A 19331-nucleotide genomic window follows, 5' to 3' on the forward strand; every position below is an offset into this window, starting at 1 on the left:
TCAATCTTTCCTGACGTGGGAATGTTGTTCCAGCTGGGCCAGTTTTTCCGTGCTGTTGAGCACGTCATTCAGGATGTCTTCCAGTTTGTCGTTGCCGGCCAGCTTGTTGCGCAGGTCGGCCAGCTTGGTGCGCGCCTCGAGCAGCTTGCGCAGCGGCTCGACCTGCTCGACCACCGCTTCCGGGCGGAAATCAGCGATCGCGCGAAATTTCAGCTCGACACCGAACTGGCCGCCAGCGGCGCCCAGTTCATTCGGCACGCGGAAGGTGGCGCGCGGCTCGATACCCTTCATCACTTCATCGAAATTGTCGCGGTCGATATCGACGAACTTGCGGTCCTTCAGGCGCTTCTGCTCGAGTTCGGAATTGCCGCCGAAATCGCCCACCACGCCCACCACGAAGGGCAGTTCCTTGTTTTCGATGGCGTCGCCGATCTCGACGTCATAGGTCATCTGCACGCGTGGCGGGCGTACCTTTTGCAAGCGCTTCTGCACACTATCTTTTTTCGACATGACATCCCCTTCCCAAATATTGGCGGCATCGGCGATGCGCCTGTTGAACTGCGGCGTACCTGTGCCTGGCTGGCTACTTCAGGGCGTTGAATGGATTGGCGCTGCCCTCATCGGCAGTGCGCTTGCTTGGCTGCTTGCGCGACGCTCGCACGGGCGGTTTGTCCGGCGGCGGCACCAGCACGGTTTCGCCCAGGCTCTCGCGCAGCAGCTTGGCCAGGTCCTGCGATTCCGCGCGCAGCGGACCGGACAGGTTGTTCTGGCGGCTCAGGTCGGCCAGCGCCCGCGTCGACAGGCGCAGTCCGCTGATGGCGATCACGCTGTTGGCCAGCTTGTCGGCAGGATCGCGCACCAGCACTTCCTGGGCATTGAGGATGGCTTCACCATACTGGCCCGCATCGTAGCGGCTTTGCGCCATGCGCACCCAGGGCTGCTTGTCGGCGGGCGCCGCGGCGGCCGCCTCCTGCCACAGCGCCAGCGCCGCCGCCTTGTTGCCCGTGTCCACCGCCTGCGTGGCCTTGGCCATCAGTTCTTCCAGCGTCGGCGCCACGACGGGCGGCGGCTTGGCCACCGGCGCCGTACTGCAGGCGCTGAGGGTAAAAGCACAGGCGATAACTGCAAGCGTGCATAGCGAAACCGGGCGTGTCATGTTGAGCTTTCCTTCAAAAAAGAAGACGGTTTTGGCGATTGAAAAGTTGCTTTTTATAGTTGCTAATTGTTTATTTTTCGGAGCGTAGCATGATTTCAAAATTCACTGCGTTCGATAGAAAATACGCGAAAACTCACACTACTCACGCTAAAAACGTACCGTACGCACCATTCTTCAAGATAATGTTAAGGTTCCTGCAGTTGCGAAAAAAGCACCAAGTTGCGCGATGCGAAGCATGATTTTCAGTCGCTGCCGCGCGCCTCACTGTGTCTGGCATAGAGGGCAATCCATGAGCATGGCAAACAAATTGTTATGGGGCGAAGGGCTGTTCCTGCGTCCCCAGCATTTCCAGCAGCAAGACCAGTACCACGAACAGCGCCTGCACGAGAGCGTCAAGGCGCTGCACCCGTACGCGTGGGGCGTGAACCAGTTGCAGATCGACCGCGATGCGCTGGCGAACAACAGCTTGCGCCTGCTGGAACTGTCGCTGGTCTTCCAGGACGGCGAAATCTACAACGCCGCCGGAAGCGATGACCTGCCCGACGCGCTCGACCTGGGCAACTTGCCGTCGTCGCTGCAATCGGTGACCTTCCACGCCGCCTTGCCGGCTTTCAAGCCATTCGGCGGCAACTTCGCCGCCAGCGGCCAGCCCAACAACGCGGCGCGCTACGCCCAGGCCAATCTCAGCACGCCGGACCTGTACACCCAGGCCGCGCAGGCCGAACTGACCTACCTGAAAAAAACCCTGCGCCTCGTCGCCGATGCCGAACCGCGCGATTCCTACGTCAGCTTCCCCCTGCTGCGCCTGCGGCGCCTGTCGACGGGCGGCTTCGAGCAGGATCCGGCCTTCGTGCCTCCCAGCCTGTCCATCCGCAGCGCGCCCCTGCTGTTCCTGCAGCTGCGCCGCCTGATCGACGCGCTGCAGGCCAAGGTCAACGCGCTGTATGGCCATCACCGCGAGCCGAGCAAGAGCGTGATCGAATTTCGCTCCGGCGACATGTCCTCGTTCTGGCTGCTGCATACGGCCAGCGCGGCCTACGCCTCGCTCAGCCATTACTTCCATCATCCGGCGCTGCATCCGGAGCGCCTGTACGAGCAGCTGCTGGCCCTGGCGGGCGGCTTGATGACCTTTTCACGCAGCCATGCGCTGGCCGACCTGCCGCCATACCGGCATGCCGATCCCGGACCGTCGTTCGCCCAGCTGCACGCCATGATCCGCGAATTGCTCGACACCGTGATCTCGTCGAAATACTTCGCCATCGCGCTGACGGAAACCAAGCCGTCCTACCATCACGGCAAGCTGGACTCGGAAAAGATCGATGCCAAGACGGCGTTCTACCTGGGCGTGTCCGCCGACATGGCCGGCGTGGAACTGGTCGACGTGGTGCCGCTGCGCTTCAAGGTGGGCGCGCCAGACGACGTGGAAAAATTCGTCCTGTCCGCCCTGCCCGGGGTGCGCCTGCAGCATGCGCCGCAGGTGCCGGCCGCCGTGCCGGTGCGCCCCGACATGTTTTATTTCACCATCGAGGCCAAGGGCCAGATGTACGAACGCATGCTGCAGGCGCAGTCGCTGCTGGTGTATGTACCTTCCGGCATGCGTGAACTGAAACTCGAACTTGTCGCCGTCACTTCCTGAGGTCCAACGATGCACTCCAGCGCTCCCCCTTCCCTGATGTCCGGCAGCCAGGCCGCCTATGCCGCCAGCATGGCTGCCGGTCCCGGCACCGAACACACATTGATGGACTTGATGTACGACGGTTTTTACGCCCTGTTCATGCTGAAGAACGGCAGCGGGCCGCAAGACAATGCCGATTTCATCAGCAAGATGACGCACTTCCTCGATGAGTTCAGCCGCGGCGCGAAAAAACAGGGCGCGTCGGCGGACGACATCGACGCCGCCAAATATGCGTTCTGTGCGGCCGTCGATGAAATCATCCTGCGTTCGCCCTACAGCATCCGCGACGAATGGGCGCGGCGGCCGTTGCAGCTGGTGCTGTTCGGCGACCAGCTGGCCGGCGAAAACTTCTTCATCCGTCTCGAAGCGCTGCGCGCGCGCGGCAGCGCGCACCTGCAGGCGCTCGAGGTCTTCCACATGTGCCTGCTGCTGGGTTTCCAGGGCCGCTACATCCTCGAAGGCCCGGAAAAACTCAATTACCTGACGGCGCGCCTGGGCGACGAAATCGCCCAGATGAAGGGCAAGAAAACCGGCTTCGCCCCGCATGCGGAGCGGCCCGACCAGATCATCCACAAGCTGCGCAACAACGTGCCGCCATGGGTGCTGTGCTCGGTGTTCGCCCTGATCTGCGCACTGGGCTACCTGGGCCTGCGCACCATGCTGGCCAAACAGACGCAAGCGCAGATCAATGCCTACAACGACATCGTCAAGCTGGCGCCGCGCGTGGCTAACCTGAGCATTACCCTGCCGTGATGGGCGACGCACAACACCCCCCCGCGGCAACGGGCCAGTTCGGCACGGGCCTGAGCCAGCACGCACGGCTCATCAGCCTGGCCACGGCCCAGCAGTCCGGGCAGCCGGAATCGCTGATGGCGGAACAGTTCGAGGGCCGCGAGGCCGTCAATGAACTGTTCCGCTTCGAGGTCGACGCCCTGAGCACCGCGGCCAGCCTGGACCTGGCCTCCTTCATCGGCGAGGAAATGACGCTGTGCCTGCTGCAGCCCGACGGCAGCCAGCGCGCCTGGCACGGCATCTGCACCGATTGCGCCTGGCTGGGCGCCGACGGCGGCGTGGCGCGCTACCGGCTGCGCCTCGAGCCGGCCCTGGCCCTGCTGCAGCTGCGCCGCGACAGTTACATTTTCCAGGACAAGAATGCGCGCGACATCGTCACCGAGCTGCTGGCCGACTACCCGCAGCTGCGCTTCGCATTCGATGTCAGCCAGGCGCTGGCCACGCGCGCCATCTGCACCCAGTACCGCGAAAGCGACTTCGATTTCTTCGCGCGCCTGCTCGCTGCCGAAGGCCTGAGCTGGCGCTTCGAGCACGACCAGCCCGGCGGCGCGCAGGACAGCGGCGATGGCCAGGCGCAGGCCAGGCACAAACTGGTGATCTTCGACAGCAAGGCCACCGCGCCGCAGACGCCGGGCGGCGCCGACATGCGCTTTCACGGCGTGCGCGCTACCGATACGGACGACGCCATCGACCGCTTCGGCGCGCGCCGCCAGGTGCAATCGAACGCCGTCAGCATCAGCAGCTGGGACCCGGCGCAGGTGACGGCGCCCGCCGCCGAGCAAGTCTCCAGCCTGGAGGCCGGGCAATTGCCGCAGCTGGCCGTGTATGACGGTGCCGGCGAGCGCCTGCACGCCGACCGCGCGGCGGCCGGGCCGCACAGCGAGCGCATGCTGCAAGCCCTGGAGCTGGACAACAAGCAGTTCGACGGCGCCGGCGCCGTGCGCCGCCTGGCCGCCGGCCACGCCATGCGCCTGCTGCAGCACGAGCAGCATGCCGATGGCGCCAACGCCTTCACCGTGCTGTGGGCCGAGCACCAGGCGCGCAACAATACGGGACCGGCCGGCGCCAGCCTGGGCGACATGCTGTCGAGGCTGGCCAGGACGGCCGGCCTGGGCGGCGTGGCCGACTGGATCGCCGGCCAGATCGAGCCGGGCACCTACCGCAACCGCTTCGGCTGCGTGCGCACCAGCGTGGCCATCGTGCCGCGCGCCACCGCCGCGCGTGCGCCGGCCGTGGCGCTGGGTCCGCAGACGGCGCTGGTGGTGGGCCTGGCCGACAGCGTGGCCACCACGGGCCGCGACCACCAGGTGCGCATCCAGTTTGCCTGGCAGCGCGGCAGCGCCGCCAATCCCGGCGGCCTGGCGCACAACACCGACCAGCAGGGCAACGCGCCCGGCAACGAGGCGTCCGGCGCCTGGGTGCGCGTGGCCGAAGCGCTGGCCGGCCCGAACTGGGGCTCGCAATTCACGCCGCGCCTCGGCACCGAAGTGCTGGTCGACTTCATCGAAGGCGACATGGACCGCCCGCTGGTCGTCGCCCAGCTCTACACGGGCAGCGACACGCCGCCGTATGCGGCCGGCGAGGATTCTGGCGTCAACCACGCGGGCGTCCTGTCGGGCATGCACAGCCACAATTTCGATGGCGCCGGCTACAACCAGTGGGTGCTGGACGATACCCAGGGCCAGCTGCGCACCCGGCTCGCGTCGAGCAGCGCCGCCACCGAGCTCAATCTGGGCTACCTGGTGCAGCAAGGCGCCAGTTCGGCGCAACGGGGCAACTACCGCGGCAGCGGCTTTGAGTTGCGCACCGATGCCTGGGCCATGCTGCGCGCCGGCGAAGGCGTGCTGCTCTCGACCACGGCGCGCGCGCGCCAGGGCGCCGGCGTGGCGTCGAGCCAGCTCGACACCAGGGAGGCGCTGGCCCTGCTGCGCGGCGCCTGTGAACTGAGCAAGACGGTGGCGACGTCGGCAAGCCAGCAAAAAGCCCTCGTCAGCAAGGATGCGAACCAGGCGCAGCTGGACATGGCGAAGCAGATCGACCCGCAGCAGGATGGCAAGTACCAGGCCAGCGTCGGCGGCCAGGAAACCAGCAAGGCGGGTAGCGGCACGCGCGCGCCCGATACGGCGCAGCCCGTGGAACGCTACGCCCAGCCGCTGGTGCTGATGGAGTCGCCCAGCAGCATCAACTGGGCCACGCCCGCGTCGACCGTGCTGTTCGCGGGCCAGCAGCTGCACTGGACGGCGCAGGCCGACCTGCACATGACGGCCGGCCAGACGGTCGCCTCGGTGGCGGCCAACGCGGCCACGCTGTTCAGCCAGGAAGGCGGCATCAAGGCCGTCGCTGGCAACGGCCCCGTCTCGCTCGAAGCGCATACCGACCAGCTGGAAATCCTCGCCGATCAAGCCGTCACGGTGATCTCCGTGAGCGACAGCATCGACATCAAGGCCAACCAGAAAATCGTCCTGCAGGCGGGACAATCCTCGATCACGCTCGAAGGCGGCGACATCACCTTCCGCTGCCCCGGCCATTTTACGGTCAAGGGCGGGCAGCATCTCTTCAATGGCGGCGCCAGCGCCGCGGCCGGCCTGCCGCCGTTGCCGGACAGCCGCTTGAAACTGTTCGACGAAGGCTTCGTGCTGAAAGACCGCGACACGGGCGAACTGATGGCGCGCCAGCCGTATCGCGTCAAGCGCGCCGACGGCAGCATCGAAACGGGCATGACGGACGCCAGGGGCCTGACCCACATCGTGGCCGCTGCCGCCGTCGAGGCGCTGGTGATCGAACTGCTCAAGTCTCCGGGCCAGTTGCCCGAGACGGAGAACGGCCCAGACCAGGCTCCTGCGCCCAGCTCGGACACGCGCGCCAAGGCGCCCGCTCCCGGCACGACGGCCAAGGCGCCGCCCAACCCCGAACCGAAATTCAAGGCAACGGGTACGTCCAGCACCAGCCCCGTCGACAACAAGCAGCGCAAGGAAGTGCTGATCAAGCGCCCCGCCTGCTGGATCGCCGACTATGAAAAGGAGATTAGCGTCTCCAGCGTGCCGCGCTACAACAACACCTTCGGCGCCACTGGTGCGCCGCATAACTATTTCGACACCGTGCGCTACAAGATCTACGTGCCCGTCAAGTCGAATACCGGCATCATCGCCGAATTGCGCGTCAAGGTGATCACGGTGCTCGAGCCGGCCGACCAGGCGCTGGAAGAGCGCGAGAAGGGCACCCCGCAGGCCGCCACGCGGGCCAAGCAGCGCGCCGCCGTCATCAAGTACGTCAAGGGCATCGCCACCACGGGGCTGGAAAGCCACTGGAACAATAAATTCCAGATGAAAATCAGCGATCCGGAATGCGGCACGCGCACCCTGCCCATCATCTACCGCGTCGTTTATGTGGAGAGCAACGAGCACTACGTCATGCAGATCCACAAACGCTACGACCGCGAAAGCGTGACGGGGACCATCATCGACGTGTCCGCCTCGACCGATGGCCAGACACACGCCCATGAATTCGGTCACTGCTATGGCTTGCCGGATGAATACTCGTATGTGGAAGGAGACGACGAGACCGTCAAATACAAGAAACCGGACGGCAGCTGGGATGCGCCCGTGCCTTCGCTCTCGGACGATGAGGAACCGGAACCGGCCGCTGCCAACATCATGAACTCGGCCGGCTCCATCGTCATCCGTGACCGGCATGCCTGGCAGATCGCCATCGAAGTGCAGGACTTGCTACGGACGAAAATAGGACGGCAGATCAAATGCGATATCATCCTGAACGGCTCCTAATCGCACTGCTCGCAGTGTCCCTACAACTCCCAGGAAACGCCATGCCGAACGACATCCTCTCCATCAGCGCCCACTGCATCGATAATCCGGCCTGCATTTTCACGGGCAGCGACATGCGCATCGAGGTGGTCATCAAGAATATCGGCAATGGGGAAGTCGGCTATCCGCTCCAGTACATGCAAGCGCGGGGGCCCAATATGCGCCTGATCGACAACGCGAGCGAACAAAGCCAGGTATTGAAGACGGGCCTGGCCAATCACGCGCTCAAGCGCGCCTTCACCCCCATCGCGCCGGGCCAGTCGATTGCGCTGCAAAGCGTCATCAAGCACACCGAGCTGCGCATGTTCCGTACGGAATTCGTCGACGTGACGGCCGAAATCGGCGTCTCGGCCGGCATCCAGACGGCGGGCAGCGAGGAAGCGCTGCCCTTCAAGGGCGGCGCCAGCCTGAAGATCATCGGCAGGGATACGCTCGAACGCGAAGCGCAGCGCCGTTAATCCGCTAGCGCATCCGCATGCAGCTGGCGCCAGAACGGCGCGGCGGGCCAGCGCTGCTCCCAGCCGTAGTACTGCTGGCGCTGCGCCAGGTAATCGGCGTAGCGCTGCGCCACCGTCTGCGCCACCGCGTCCAGGATGGCGTGGCCGGCGATGGCGCCAGCGGCCGCCATGCCATTGGCCAGCGCCTTGACGATGCCTTGCGAGGTGACGGGATCGTAGGCCGAGGCGGCGTCGCCGATGGCCAGCCAGCCGTCGCCATCCAGTTGCTCGAGGCAGTAGGACGGCGCGGGAAAACTCTGCACGCCGCCTGCCAGCGGCACCGCGCCGCGGGCCAGCGCTGCTGTATTGGGCGCGGCCGCCAGCCCTTCCAGCCAGTGCGCGGCATGCTGCAGGCGCCGCGCCTTGACGGTGGCCGCGTCGCTGTAGAACGCCAGCAGCAAGGTGGCGTCGGGCAGATGGGCGCCATACCACCAGCCATGTTCGACCGCTTCCAGGTGCGTCATGCCGGAACGGGGGGCGTCGGGCGCGGCGAAGCGCATGGCCAGGCAGACCAGCGGCAGCGTTTCGACCTTGCGGCTGCCGCGCTGGCGCGCGAAGACGGCGCGCGTGCCGCTGGCGTCGACCACCACATCGGCATGGATGCTGGCCGGTCGCGGGTGCGCGAGATCGCCCAGCATCAATTCCAGGGTAAAACCGCCGCCTTGCGCCGGGGCCGACGCGACCAGGCTGGCGCGCAGCAGCACTTCCGCCCCGCGCAAGCGCGCCTGCTGCGCCAGGAAGCGATTGAAACGGGAGCGCTCCAGATGCCAACCGTGGCCCAGCGGATGCAGCAGCGCGTCGTTGTAGCCGCGCTTGTCGCTGCCCCACCAGGAACAGCTGCCATGGCAAGGCGCATGCGCCTCGGCGAAAAAATCCTGCGCAATGCCCAGCGCGTGGAACAGACGGTTGGCTTCGGGCGGAATGCTTTCGCCGATGCGAAATTGCGCGTAGTCGCCCGCCTCGATCACGAGCACGTCATGCACGCCGTGCTGGGCCAGCGCCAGCGCACAGGCGCAGCCAGCCGGGCCGCCGCCGATGATGGCGACCCGGTAGCGCTGCCGCGATGGCCCTGCCGCAGCGGAGCTTTCTGCCGCCGCCATCAGGGCTTCGGTTTCGGCTGCGGCTTCGGCCGGTACACCTTGTCGATGGCCGTGTTGCGCCAATACTCGACCAGGTTGCTTTCATCGCTGTCGAACAGGCTTTCGACTTCCAGGTAGTAATCCTTGCAGATGGCCTTCTCGCCAGCCTTGCGCGCAATCGCCGTGCTTTGCACGACCACGCCGATGCGGTGCCAGTTCAGCAGGAACTGCGCGCGGTCCTGGTAGCGGCCCACATGCATGGCGGGCCGGTCGATTTCCGCATTTTCCGGGGTGGCCGATGGCAGCCCATCTGCCCGCGTGCCCTTGCCGCGCACGGAATAGCGCGGCGTCGTCAATTCGCCGCCGTTGGCGACGACGTCGTCGTAGGTGTACACGGCCACGGGCCGCTGCGCCGGCCACGATGAATACAGCAAGGTATTGTAGCCATTGCCCTTGAGCGCCGTGGCCGCATCGATGGCCTGCTGGTTGTTCAGCACCGTGCCGCCGGGATTCGGATCGGGCAGATGCGTGGCGCACGAGTTGTAATCGGTATGCCACGGCAAGGCCATGAATTTCGACACGTCGCCGGGCTGCACCGCGCCGCCGCGCAGCGGCATGTAGCCGGCGCCAAGGAAGGGCTGGTCCCTGACGGCGGCCGAGTAATCGAGATGCTGCGCATTGATGCGGAACGGGCCGCCAGCATCATGGCGCCGCCATGCCTGCCGGTACAGGCCGGGGTCGCGCACGATAAAACCCATCTCGATGCCGGGGCTGTAGCGGCCCCCCAGGCAGTTGAACAGGATGGTACGGTCGAGCGCTTCGCCCGCGCCCAGCAGGAAAGTGCCGCTGCCGGCCACATACTTGCCATGCGCCCACTGATCCATGAAAAAATACTGGGCACGGGTCAGGGTCAGCAGGCTGCTGCCCGCATCGCCCAGCGACAGCGGCATTTGCGGCCGCAGCGACGGCGCCCCCGTCTGGTCGGGATGGCGGATGAAATTCATGATCGGGTAGGTCAGGCCTTCCGCCTTCATCTTGCCCAGCAAGTCGTGCTCCTTGATCGCCCTGGGCGGCAAGCTGGTCGTCCAGCGCTGCAGCGAGGCCGCGCGCAGGATGGGCTGCACATCGGTGCTGAAATTGCTCTGGTAGCCCGTTTGATAGCTGCCATCCGCATACACGGCGGGCCGCAGCGCCATCTTTTCCAGCCAGGTGCAATACAGGTCGTCCCACAGCGATACGACGTTCGCCGTTTGCGGCGCGTACGACGGGTCGCTCGAGATCACCCAGGCGCCGCCCTCGACGCTGCGCGCCGTGCCGTCGGCAAAGAGCAGCATGGCCGTGACGGGACCATCGGCCACGTCATCGAACCAGTTGTCGTTGTTGACATTGTCGTGCAGGACGGCGGCGGCCGAATAATTGCCTTGCGCGTCGAAGCCGCAGGCCTTGCCATAGCCGCCCAGCACCAGCAATCGTCCATTCTTTTCCGTCGTGATGGCGCCCAGCGAGGCGATGATGGCGCCAGGGCCCTGCGCCGGCGCGCCAGGCTGCCCGCCGCGCGGGAACGACACGGGATAGTCGGGTAGGCTGCGCACGGCGCCGCTGGCCGCATCCGCGCACGACGGCGGCGTCGATGTGTCGAACTGCTGCACGCCCTGGCGCGAAGCCTGCACGGTGCGCGGTCCGGGATCGATGACCAGCAGCTTCAGGCGCAGCGGGTCGGCCGGCGTGCCGAAGTGCGGCGAGCCTGGCGTGCCGAAGGCCGGATTGCGCAGGGCTGGCGCGCGCTGGTTTTCAAACGGCGCCACGCCGTCCCCACCCTCCCAGCTATTGGCTTTCTTGTTGGCCAGGTGCACGGTCCAGACGATGTCCTTGACGATCTTGCCATCGACCATGCTGCCGATGGCCACTTCGGCCGCCCCGCCCCGCCGGCCCAGCGGGTAGCTTTCCACGCCGTCCGCCGCGTCGAACGCATATTGGTAAATCCGGAAGCGGGCCGCCTGCCGCTTGAGCTTTCCGCCGGCGTCGCGCAACTCGGTGCTGGCGATGGTCGTGTCTTCCGTGCCGGGCCGGATCGGCAAGCCTCCCGTGCCATCCTGGCCATCGAGCGGCATGCCGGCCAGGCTTTCCGGGCCCAGATAGTATTCTTCGCTGTTGCCGACGCGGGCGATGCCGATGGCCGGGTGAATTCTCAAACCTGTGTATGCCATGCTGAACTCCTGATCATCAAGGGTGTCTGTGCCGGTTGGCCTGAGAGTCACGGCTGCATGCCGTCCCTGACCCACTGGTCGAAGATATCGATGCCTTCCTGCGGCATCGGCCCGTCGGGCGGCATCGGATGCGGCGCGGACATGACATACTCGCCTTCCCGCCCTCCCGGCGCGCGCAGGCGGTGCCCGGCGTCCACCAGCCATTTTGCGTTGCGGCTGTCATAGTCGTAACCGTGGATGGCCACCTGGATTTGCCAGGCAAACGCCTTCACGCTCGCATAGTCATTCAGGTACAGCCGCTGCACGCCCGTCGACTCGGGGTTCGACAGCTTGATCTTGTTCATGTCGGCCACGTAGCGGGAAAACAGGCCCTGCACATCGCGCTTGAAGCTGGTCCGTTCGTTCATGGCTTGCTCTCCTCATACGTGGGTTCGGCAGGTTTGCGGCGGTCGACGACCTGGATCACGGGCGTGGAAAAATCGCCTTGCCGTATCAAGCCGCGGCCCTTGTCATTCGTGGTGATGGCCGCCGTGATGCGCCAGGCCTGCCTGCGCTTCTTGGGAACCAGGCTGTCGACGATGCCGGTGATATCCGTTTCGATGACATATTTATCATGCTGGTGGGCGCCGGACAGGGCCCAGTGGCTGGTGCTGGTGACCAGGTAGCGGTCGCGGAACGCCTTGTCGCCGATGCGCGCAGTCACCTTGGCGGGATACAGGTAGATATCGGCCTGAAAACTGTAGTCCTCGTCCGCATGCGCGCGGTCCAGCACCATGTTCACCCGCTTGTCGCCGGCCACCCGCCGCGCCGGGATCGTGTAGGCGCTGGTCACGGTGAGGTCGGGCCTGGCGACCGCGCCATCGGCCGCATCGTCGCTGAGCAGGGCGGCGAACAGGCTTTTCTGGTTGTCGCCGAATACAAACCCCGCCTGCTGGTGCCGGTCGATCAAGGCCTGGATATCCTTCTTGCGGGCAAACTCGCCGCCATAGCGCGGCTGGAAGCCATAGCCTTGCCGGAGGGTGTCGAAGTACAGCACCGCCTGGCCCATGTTGGCCGTGTAGTCGCCCGAATCGCTGCGCTGGGCATCGCCGCTGCCGGCGCTCCAGCCGACGGGCCGTGGCAAGCTGGCGTCCTGCTCGCTGCGCATGAACGCCGTGCGCCCGCTGCCGCGTATGCCGGCGTCGCCATGCTCGTCCAGCCACTTCTCGAAACTGTAATCGAGGAAATTATGGAAGGCATAGAACAACGGATCGAGGCCGGCCGTGACGTTGTCGCCCATATTGCCGCCCATGTAGGTGGCGTGCATGTGATTGTGGATCTTCGTCTCTAGGTTGCCACCGCCCAGGCTGCCGTATTCGTCGCCGCCAAAATCGGCCCAATCCATGTAGTAGATCTGGTAGGCCAGCAAATTGGGGGAAGCCGTGGCCAGCGAGCTGTCGAGCCCCTCCCTCTTGCGCGTGGCATCGTACAGCGGAGAATCGACATCCTCGAAGGCTTTCGGATAGCGCACGCCGGAAGGCTTGCGGGTGAAGTTCCAGTACGGCAACGCGACGTTGCGCGTGCTGGGCCCCCGTTCGCCGTTCGGGTCGGCCGCCTGCAGCGCTTGCTCGTAAAAGTACAGCTGCGCCCGGTGCCATTGCAGGAAGGTGTTCTTCTGGTGCTCGCACTCGCCCGGGAATTCCTCGTGGGCATTGTCCTCGGTCGCCACCTTGTCGATGAAATAAGCAATGTCGCAGCTGTTGCGCGTCGGATCGCCCAGCAACTGCTTCAGCCTGTCGCCGGGCAAGGCCGCCTGACGGTCATTGAAGACGTCGACGGAGGTGCAGTTATGCACCCAGGCTTGCCACAGGAAGCCGCGCCGGTCATACACGTTTTCCTGGCTCTTGCGTTTCATCTCGCTCACCGCATGCTTGAAGGCGTCAAGCTCGGCCGGGGTCAGTTCATCGATATTCTTGCGGTAGCGCACGACGCGCGCGCCACCCGGCTCCGCCTGGGCCTGCAATTCCGGGCGACACGATACGGTAACCTGCGCCTGTACCGCGGTGCAGACACCCGCGCACAGCAAGCCGGCCAGGAGGGGAAGGATGGAAGTTTTCATGCGTAACATGGGCAGTTGCTCCAAAGACAGGTTGGGAAAGGCGGACGCGCGCCGGACGCGCTGCCGCCAGGAACGGTCAGTGTCCGTGTCCGCCCGCGTCGCCGCCGCCCTTGCCATCCGGCAGTACCACCTTGACGTTTTGCATCATGCCCTGGTCTTCATGTTCGAGGATGTGGCAATGCAGCACGTATTCGCCGATGTAGCGCTGGTAACGCGTGGCGATCTCGATCTTGTGCTTTTCGATCACCAGCAAGGTGTCTTTCCACGTGCCGATCAGATCCTTGTATTGCGCATCGACCGCGCCGCCGTCGGTGCGGCTAATGCCGATGATCTGGAAGGGGTTGACGTGGATATGGAAGGGGTGGCTGCCATTCTTCGAAGCGAGCTCCCAGATCTGCTCGGTGCCCAGCACCAGCGTGTGGTCGACGCGGTGCGGGTCATAGACATACTTCAGCTCGGGTATCGGCGAGTCTTCCGGCTTGCCTTCCACCATGAAGCGGGCCTTGCCGCCCAACTTGGCGATATTGAAGGTCACATACTCCTTCTTCTTGCCGCGCATCGCGTCCTTTGCCGCCGCGCTGAAGCCCGCATGTGGGACGAACTTGCCGAGCTTGAGACCATTCTCCAGGTCGCCAAGGATCGTGCTCTTGACGCTATCGGGCAACTGGGCGCCGGGCAGGCTTTGGACGGCATTGCGCAACTCGGCCAGCAGGAAATCGCGCGGCGACTCGCCCGACCTGACGCGTGCGGATGCCTTGGTGTTGGTCTTGGCGGCGATCACGCCGATCAGGCGCGTGTTGTTGACGTCATGCATCGTCGTCATGTTGTTGACGTTGGTTTCCGCATATACGCAATAGGCGCCGGCTTTCGGCAGCGAGAACAGGATATCGCTGCGGTAGCCCGGCTGCAGGTAGTTCAAGGTCTTGGGGATGATCCTGTCGTGCGTCAAGCCGTCGCTGGCCACCTCGAATTGCGTGACGTCCTCGCCATCGCATAGCTCCATCACGTCCTTGTCCTGGTTGGCCACGCTGAGCGCCTTGAACAGCTTTTGCGGATCGTTCGCGCGGCGGATGCGCAGCACCACGGTTGCCTGGAAACCCGTGTCGATCATGCGCCAGCGGTACAGGCGCTGCGTCTTCATCTTCAGCACCGGCTGCACCTTGCCGTTGACGGAGGTATAGCGGCCCGACTTCAGCCAGGCATTCGGATCGTTGACCTGACCGAAATCCTCCAGCACGCCTACCCCGTCCGTGGCGCACGGCGTCGTCGGCGTCAGGCTGTTGCTGGGGCAGTCATAGGGAATTTGCTGCAGCAGCATCACCTCGCCGGCGCTGCCGCTGCCGTCGTCGGGCTGGAATGGCTTCAGTATCACATCGAGGTCGCCATTCGCCGTGGCGCTCGGATAACGGTCGCCTTCGACCACCAGCGCGCCGGCCATGCCGCTGGCGACCTGCATCGCCGTCGAGCCATGCTGGTGCGGGTGATACCAGAACGTGCCGGCCGGATGGTCGATGGGAATATTGTATTCGTACTCGAAATCCACGCCAGGCTTGATCGATATCAACACGTTGTCGCTATTGCCCGAGGGCGAGACCCACAGACCATGCGAGTGCAGATTGGTATCGTTGAAGCAGCCAATGGGACGCGCTGCATTGATATCGCTCGTCGCGCACTGCTCGTCCGGCAGCGCCGGCAACTGGTTATGCAGCTTGAAGCGCACGGTTTGCCCCGGCGCCATCACCACGGTGGGCGCCATGAAGGTGGCCGCATTCTCGTCGCGTCCATCGAGCGCCAGGCCGTCCGTCTGCTGGTAGGAGCGCAGGCGCACCTTGTCATGCTTGGCCGTGGTCGGGTTATAGATGCTGCCGTTGGCATAGCGGATGTACAGGTCGTACGCTTTCTCGTACTCGTCGCGCTTGCTCGCCGCGCGCGTGGCGGGCCTGGCGCGCGCCTTCAGCTTCGGCGGCTCCTGCAGCAGGCGCAGCTCGAGTTTGGGCACGGACTGCAGGCTCAGGTCGACATTCAGATTGACCGTGCTTTCCGCGGCGAAGGCGGCACTGCAAGCGAACGGCATGGCGGCCAGGCACAGCGACACATACCTGCGGGGAATGCGGTGGGACATGACAACTCCTCGATTGGACTGGACAATGGAAGCATGGCGGGGCATGCGTATTTTTATTAATAACATTGCCATTATCCATAATGACAAAGAGTCAATACTCACACTAAGTCACTTGTTGTATTTATTGCTGAGGTAACTGGGGCCGACGGGCGAGCTGGCTGCTGGAGCCTGAGATGGGGGGACGGCGTTGGCCGCTGCGCGGCCAACGGCCCGCGCGGAGCGCGGTGGTTGGGCGATTCGGAGAGGGCTGGGCCGGCACGGCCCAGCCCTTCGAATTCCACCGTTCCGTCCAGACAAATAAAAAAGCCTCCCGCAGGGGAGGCTTTTTTATTTGATTCTGGCGGAGACGGTGTCCGTAGAACATGCCTATGAAAAACAAAGCATACGTCGGCCCTACCCCCCTGCCTCCCCCCCAGTGACAACTGGGGTGGAGAGGTTGTTAGTCAATGGCAGAGTGAATCGCCAGGAGTCTGCCAGACAACCGCGAACCGTTCAAAATTGCTTCGTTAAAGCTCTGCTAGCGAGAGCCAGTCATCAGAACCGTGACGGCAATTGGGAGTGTAGAACATTTCGATTTAGTCGACGATAGACCGCGAGCTCGACATTTTCTCCGCAGTTTGCAACATCGCCATGAAGACCTGGTACGTCCATCTCCTCCAGCACCCGATGGACGGGGTGAAGCGCCCACCGCACTTCAACGAACTCGACCGTCGCCTGAGACCTGGTGAGGAGGATCGCGTGCTGGACGCGGCGTTTGAAGAAACATGGTCCCAGACGTTCTGCCATGACCAACTGGTCGCGTCCGAGCTTCAAGATATTGAAGGAGGGCCTAACGTCTCACTCCCGAGACGCAGCCTTCTCCCCATCACCACAACCAAGGCAGCTGATCAACTGACCGACTGCAACACATCATTCAAGGTCCTCGCCACCAGGTAACGTGCTGGGTTCTCACCTGCCGCTAAGGCAGCGAAGTGCGCTTTGCCACACTCGATCTTGCCCCACTCCTTGTCGCGTAAATCGTCCGCGAAAAGGCTGCTCTTGGTCTCCACCACGAAATACAAACGCTGCACGCCGTCCTTCTGCATCAGCACCGCCCAGTCTGGATTGTAGTTGCCCAACGGGGTGGGCACCTTGAACCAGTTGGGCAACTTGGCGTAGAGGACCACGTCTTGGTTGAACTCCAGCGCTTGAGCAAAGTCACGTTCAGTAGTCGAGTCGTAGACCACATGCTCATGAATGGACTTGGCAGTATCCTGCAACATGCCCTTGAGGTAGCCCGTAAGCTCCTGCTGCTCGAATAGCTCCTGGACGTAAACTTGCTGCTCGCCCAGCTTCTGATACTTAATGCCATCCACCAAGGCCAAGCGCTTGCAGCGATTAATCTGCTCGGCCGCTTGCTCAATGAATTGCTGCGGATTTCGACGGAAGTCATCCAACCGGCCGGACTCGGTCAAGATCGAGACTAAGCTTCGGCGGGTCAGGTGAGTACGGTCCTGAAGGTCTGTCAACAGGTCAGGCAGCTCGATACCCGCTTCGTCCAGTCCAACGGTGTACGCGCCGTCCTTTTGCTCTGTGGTCTGGACTCCAGCTTTGCCGATAGCGATGTCAGCCTTGCGCCATTGCAGGCGTGCCTTCGGGATCGGCGGCGCGTCACGCAGCGCTTTCGTGCAATCTTGAAGTAGCTTGGCATTGTCAAACTGAACCCGGTAAGTTGTCTTATGCTTGATGCGATCCCAGAGGGCCTTGAACTCATCACCCAACGTGATTGCCTTGCCATCAGCGTCCTTGCGCAGCGCAACCGACTTACGCTCGTCCGCGTTCTTTATCTCCAAGCGACCACTGACCTTGCGCAGAAGCTCCAGCACCTGCGTGCGCTGCGCGGAGAAGGCATGAGGCAGCACAAGCGTACCCTCTTTCAAGGCTTGCTTGAGCGAGTCCTGCACTTTCCCCTTGGCGTCAATGTAGCCGACAGCCCTCAGGTGCTCCCATAGCTGCTTGGATTGATCTACCCCGAGGGCCACCACCTGCCCATCAGCGCTCGCCACCGGGATGCCAGCGAACTGGTGCGGCTCCACAATACCAAAACGAATGCCAGTATCCTTTTCAATCTCCTTCTGAAGGTTTTCCGCAAAGTCTTCGTACGACTCAGTCGCGATCACGGTAAGCCGATTGACGTCGAAGCCCCGTACCCGTTCTCCGGCTTGATTCACGCATAGGCGCAGGCCACGACCGATAGTCTGGCGGCGCTCGCGCTCAGAGCCCATCTCGCGCAAGGCGCAAATCTGGAACACATTGGGGTTATCCCAGCCTTCCTTAAGTGCTGAGTGCGAGAAGATAAACTTCAATGGCGTAACGAAGTCTAGCAGCCGCTCTTTCTCCCTCATGATAAGGTTGTAGGCCCGCTCAGCGTTCTCGCGGCCAGCAGCGTTGTTGTCTGCGGTCTCCGTCCAGCCGCCCTTTTTGTCGATGGAGAAGTAGCCGTTGTGAACTTCCTCGGCTGCAGTCGTCAAATCGACCTCGGAAAACAGGCTCTGGAAGGTCGGGAGTTTAGCCGCACGACGATACTCCTCCTCGAAGATGCGTGCGTACTCCCCCTTCACAGCCTGCCCTTGGGCATTCACCTTGCGATAACGCTCTACCGACTCGATGAAGAACAGCGACAACACCTTGATACCTTTCGGCCGCAAAAGCCTCTCCTTCTCCAGGTGTTCGCGGATGGTGCGGCGGATCATCTCACGCTGCACTGCCAGTTCTTCTACTGCACCGTACGCCTCGCCAATACCAAGAGCTTCTTCGCCACCAGGGTAGCGTAACTCCAAGAACTCACCGTCTTTACCGTTGTTGATTTCGCCCACACGGAAGTCGGCATAGATCGCTCGATGGGTGACCTGCTGCAGGTCGTCCCCATCACTCACAGACACTTCCCTTAGTTTCGGCCCAGCGGCTTCCTGAATGTGCAACTCCACTTGTGCGCTAATGCGGCCACGCTTGTTAGTGATACCTACCAGCCGCACGTAGGGCTTGTTGAATGCATCTTCCACAGTGGCCGCCGCAACTTCGATCTGCTTAACCAGCTTACGCTCATAGGCGTCCACCGCGTCCAGTCTGAAAACCATGTGATGCTTATCGGCATGAGTGGCCGAGTAACGCAGGGTGCACAGAGGATTCATAGCGTCCAGCGCAGTCTTGCCGGCGCCGCTAAGGCCACCGTCCACGCTCTGGGGCTCATCAACGATGACGATAGGGTTCGATGCTCGAATTAGGTCAATTGGCTTCTCGCCACCAGTCTTCTCGCTGTCCTTGTAGAGGTTGTTGACGTCTTTCTTGTTAATGGCTCCGACCGTAACCACCATCACCTGGATGGCCGAGCTGGTCGCGAAGTTGCGCACCTGCCCCAGTTTAGTGGAGTCGTACAGGAAGAAGTCCACCGGCACGCCTGCATACAGGGCCTTGAAGTGGTCTTCCGTAATCTGTAGCGATTTGTAAACCCCTTCTTTAATCGCTACAGAAGGTACGACGATGACGAACTTGGTAAAGCCGTAGCGCCTGTTCAACTCGAAGATCGTGCGCAGGTACACGTATGTCTTCCCTGTCCCGGTCTCCATCTCTACAGTGAAATCGCCAGACACCAGCGTGCTGGCCGGTGCTAGGCCGTTACGTAGCTGAACATCCTGTAGGTTCTTCAGCAACTGATCATCGAGCAAAGTCAGGCGATTGCCCACCCCAAGATCGGTCTCTGCCACCCCCAGAGTTAGCTGCTGCTCGGGCAGACGCATGGAAACGGTGAACTCCGTACGGCAAGTCTCTTGCCCCCGGAATAGATCACAAACGGATTCAATGGCTTGCTGCTGATAGTCCAAGTCGGATTCGAAATGCAACTTCAT

General features: G+C 63.2%; 13 protein-coding genes. 5 read left to right on the forward strand and 8 right to left on the reverse strand.

Features of this window, described 5'->3' with window-relative positions:
* Both tssB and CLU94_RS28620 read right to left on the reverse strand, forming a co-directional pair.
* Entirely contained in the window at positions 1-510 is a 510-nt protein-coding gene (gene tssB / locus CLU94_RS03720; protein WP_077402277.1) for a type VI secretion system contractile sheath small subunit, read from the reverse strand.
* Between the two features lie 73 nt (positions 511-583).
* Entirely contained in the window at positions 584-1156 is a 573-nt protein-coding gene (locus CLU94_RS28620; RefSeq protein ID WP_257218664.1) for a hypothetical protein, read from the reverse strand.
* A gap of 289 nt (positions 1157-1445) precedes the next feature.
* Here CLU94_RS28620 and tssK point away from each other — a divergent pair, with 289 nt between their 5' ends.
* Genes tssK through CLU94_RS03745 form a run of 4 tightly spaced genes read left to right on the forward strand, consistent with a single transcriptional unit; the run spans position 1446 to position 7902 of the window.
* The gene (tssK, locus tag CLU94_RS03730; protein ID WP_099664665.1) at positions 1446-2792 is read left to right on the forward strand and encodes a type VI secretion system baseplate subunit TssK; all 1347 of its coding nucleotides are present in this window, start codon (positions 1446-1448) and stop codon (positions 2790-2792) included.
* Positions 2793-2801: 9 nt separating this feature from the next.
* The gene (gene icmH, locus CLU94_RS03735; protein WP_099664666.1) at positions 2802-3584 is read left to right on the forward strand and encodes a type IVB secretion system protein IcmH/DotU; all 783 of its coding nucleotides are present in this window, start codon (positions 2802-2804) and stop codon (positions 3582-3584) included.
* A complete protein-coding gene (gene tssI / locus CLU94_RS03740; RefSeq protein WP_099664667.1) occupies positions 3584-7405 on the forward strand; it encodes a type VI secretion system Vgr family protein in 3822 nt (1273 codons plus the stop codon). Before icmH ends, tssI begins: the two co-directional genes overlap by 1 nt.
* A gap of 41 nt (positions 7406-7446) precedes the next feature.
* Entirely contained in the window at positions 7447-7902 is a 456-nt protein-coding gene (locus CLU94_RS03745; RefSeq protein WP_099664668.1) for a hypothetical protein, read from the forward strand.
* On the opposite strand, the gene CLU94_RS03750 is transcribed toward CLU94_RS03745, so the two are convergent.
* From CLU94_RS03750 to CLU94_RS03770, 5 genes are all read right to left on the reverse strand, one after another.
* A complete protein-coding gene (locus tag CLU94_RS03750) occupies positions 7899-9041 on the reverse strand; it encodes an FAD-dependent oxidoreductase (protein ID WP_143451337.1) in 1143 nt (380 codons plus the stop codon). The genes CLU94_RS03745 and CLU94_RS03750 overlap by 4 nt on opposite strands.
* Complete coding sequence (locus CLU94_RS03755; RefSeq protein ID WP_099664670.1) at positions 9041-11227, reverse strand: LodA/GoxA family CTQ-dependent oxidase; 2187 nt, start codon at positions 11225-11227, stop codon at positions 9041-9043. The genes CLU94_RS03750 and CLU94_RS03755 overlap by 1 nt, the downstream gene beginning before the upstream one ends.
* A 47-nt stretch (positions 11228-11274) precedes the next feature.
* Positions 11275-11634 (reverse strand): hypothetical protein, encoded by a 360-nt coding sequence (locus tag CLU94_RS03760; RefSeq protein WP_099664671.1) that lies wholly within the window; start codon positions 11632-11634, stop codon positions 11275-11277.
* Positions 11631-13334, reverse strand: coding sequence for a tyrosinase family protein (locus CLU94_RS03765; protein ID WP_180278586.1), 1704 nt, complete (start codon positions 13332-13334; stop codon positions 11631-11633). The genes CLU94_RS03760 and CLU94_RS03765 overlap by 4 nt, the downstream gene beginning before the upstream one ends.
* 67 nt (positions 13335-13401) lie before the next feature.
* Positions 13402-15447, reverse strand: a complete 2046-nt coding sequence (locus tag CLU94_RS03770; protein WP_180278587.1) for a multicopper oxidase family protein — start codon at positions 15445-15447, stop codon at positions 13402-13404.
* A 630-nt stretch (positions 15448-16077) separates the two neighbouring features.
* Here CLU94_RS03770 and CLU94_RS03775 point away from each other — a divergent pair.
* Complete coding sequence (locus tag CLU94_RS03775; protein ID WP_099664674.1) at positions 16078-16383, forward strand: hypothetical protein; 306 nt, start codon at positions 16078-16080, stop codon at positions 16381-16383.
* Here the strand turns inward: CLU94_RS03775 and CLU94_RS03780 are convergent.
* The gene (locus CLU94_RS03780) at positions 16335-19331 is read right to left on the reverse strand and encodes a type III restriction-modification system endonuclease (RefSeq protein ID WP_099664675.1); all 2997 of its coding nucleotides are present in this window, start codon (positions 19329-19331) and stop codon (positions 16335-16337) included. The two genes, CLU94_RS03775 and CLU94_RS03780, sit on opposite strands and share 49 nt — an antisense overlap.

Source organism: Janthinobacterium sp. 13, from assembly GCF_002749695.1.
Lineage (GTDB): Bacteria > Pseudomonadota > Gammaproteobacteria > Burkholderiales > Burkholderiaceae_D > Janthinobacterium > Janthinobacterium kumbetense.

Bases quoted from the DNA above. Each gene is read 5' to 3' on its own strand.
- tssB (WP_077402277.1), bottom strand. From the start codon at position 510: ATGTCGAAAAAAGATAGTGTGCAGAAGCGCTTGCAAAAGGTACGCCCG.
- CLU94_RS28620 (WP_257218664.1), bottom strand. From the start codon at position 1,156: ATGACACGCCCGGTTTCGCTATGCACGCTTGCAGTTATCGCCTGTGCT.
- tssK (WP_099664665.1), top strand. From the start codon at position 1,446: ATGAGCATGGCAAACAAATTGTTATGGGGCGAAGGGCTGTTCCTGCGT.
- icmH (WP_099664666.1), top strand. From the start codon at position 2,802: ATGCACTCCAGCGCTCCCCCTTCCCTGATGTCCGGCAGCCAGGCCGCC.
- tssI (WP_099664667.1), top strand. From the start codon at position 3,584: ATGGGCGACGCACAACACCCCCCCGCGGCAACGGGCCAGTTCGGCACG.
- CLU94_RS03745 (WP_099664668.1), top strand. From the start codon at position 7,447: ATGCCGAACGACATCCTCTCCATCAGCGCCCACTGCATCGATAATCCG.
- CLU94_RS03750 (WP_143451337.1), bottom strand. From the start codon at position 9,041: ATGGCGGCGGCAGAAAGCTCCGCTGCGGCAGGGCCATCGCGGCAGCGC.
- CLU94_RS03755 (WP_099664670.1), bottom strand. From the start codon at position 11,227: ATGGCATACACAGGTTTGAGAATTCACCCGGCCATCGGCATCGCCCGC.
- CLU94_RS03760 (WP_099664671.1), bottom strand. From the start codon at position 11,634: ATGAACGAACGGACCAGCTTCAAGCGCGATGTGCAGGGCCTGTTTTCC.
- CLU94_RS03765 (WP_180278586.1), bottom strand. From the start codon at position 13,334: ATGTTACGCATGAAAACTTCCATCCTTCCCCTCCTGGCCGGCTTGCTG.
- CLU94_RS03770 (WP_180278587.1), bottom strand. From the start codon at position 15,447: ATGTCCCACCGCATTCCCCGCAGGTATGTGTCGCTGTGCCTGGCCGCC.
- CLU94_RS03775 (WP_099664674.1), top strand. From the start codon at position 16,078: ATGAAGACCTGGTACGTCCATCTCCTCCAGCACCCGATGGACGGGGTG.
- CLU94_RS03780 (WP_099664675.1), bottom strand. From the start codon at position 19,331: ATGAAGTTGCATTTCGAATCCGACTTGGACTATCAGCAGCAAGCCATT.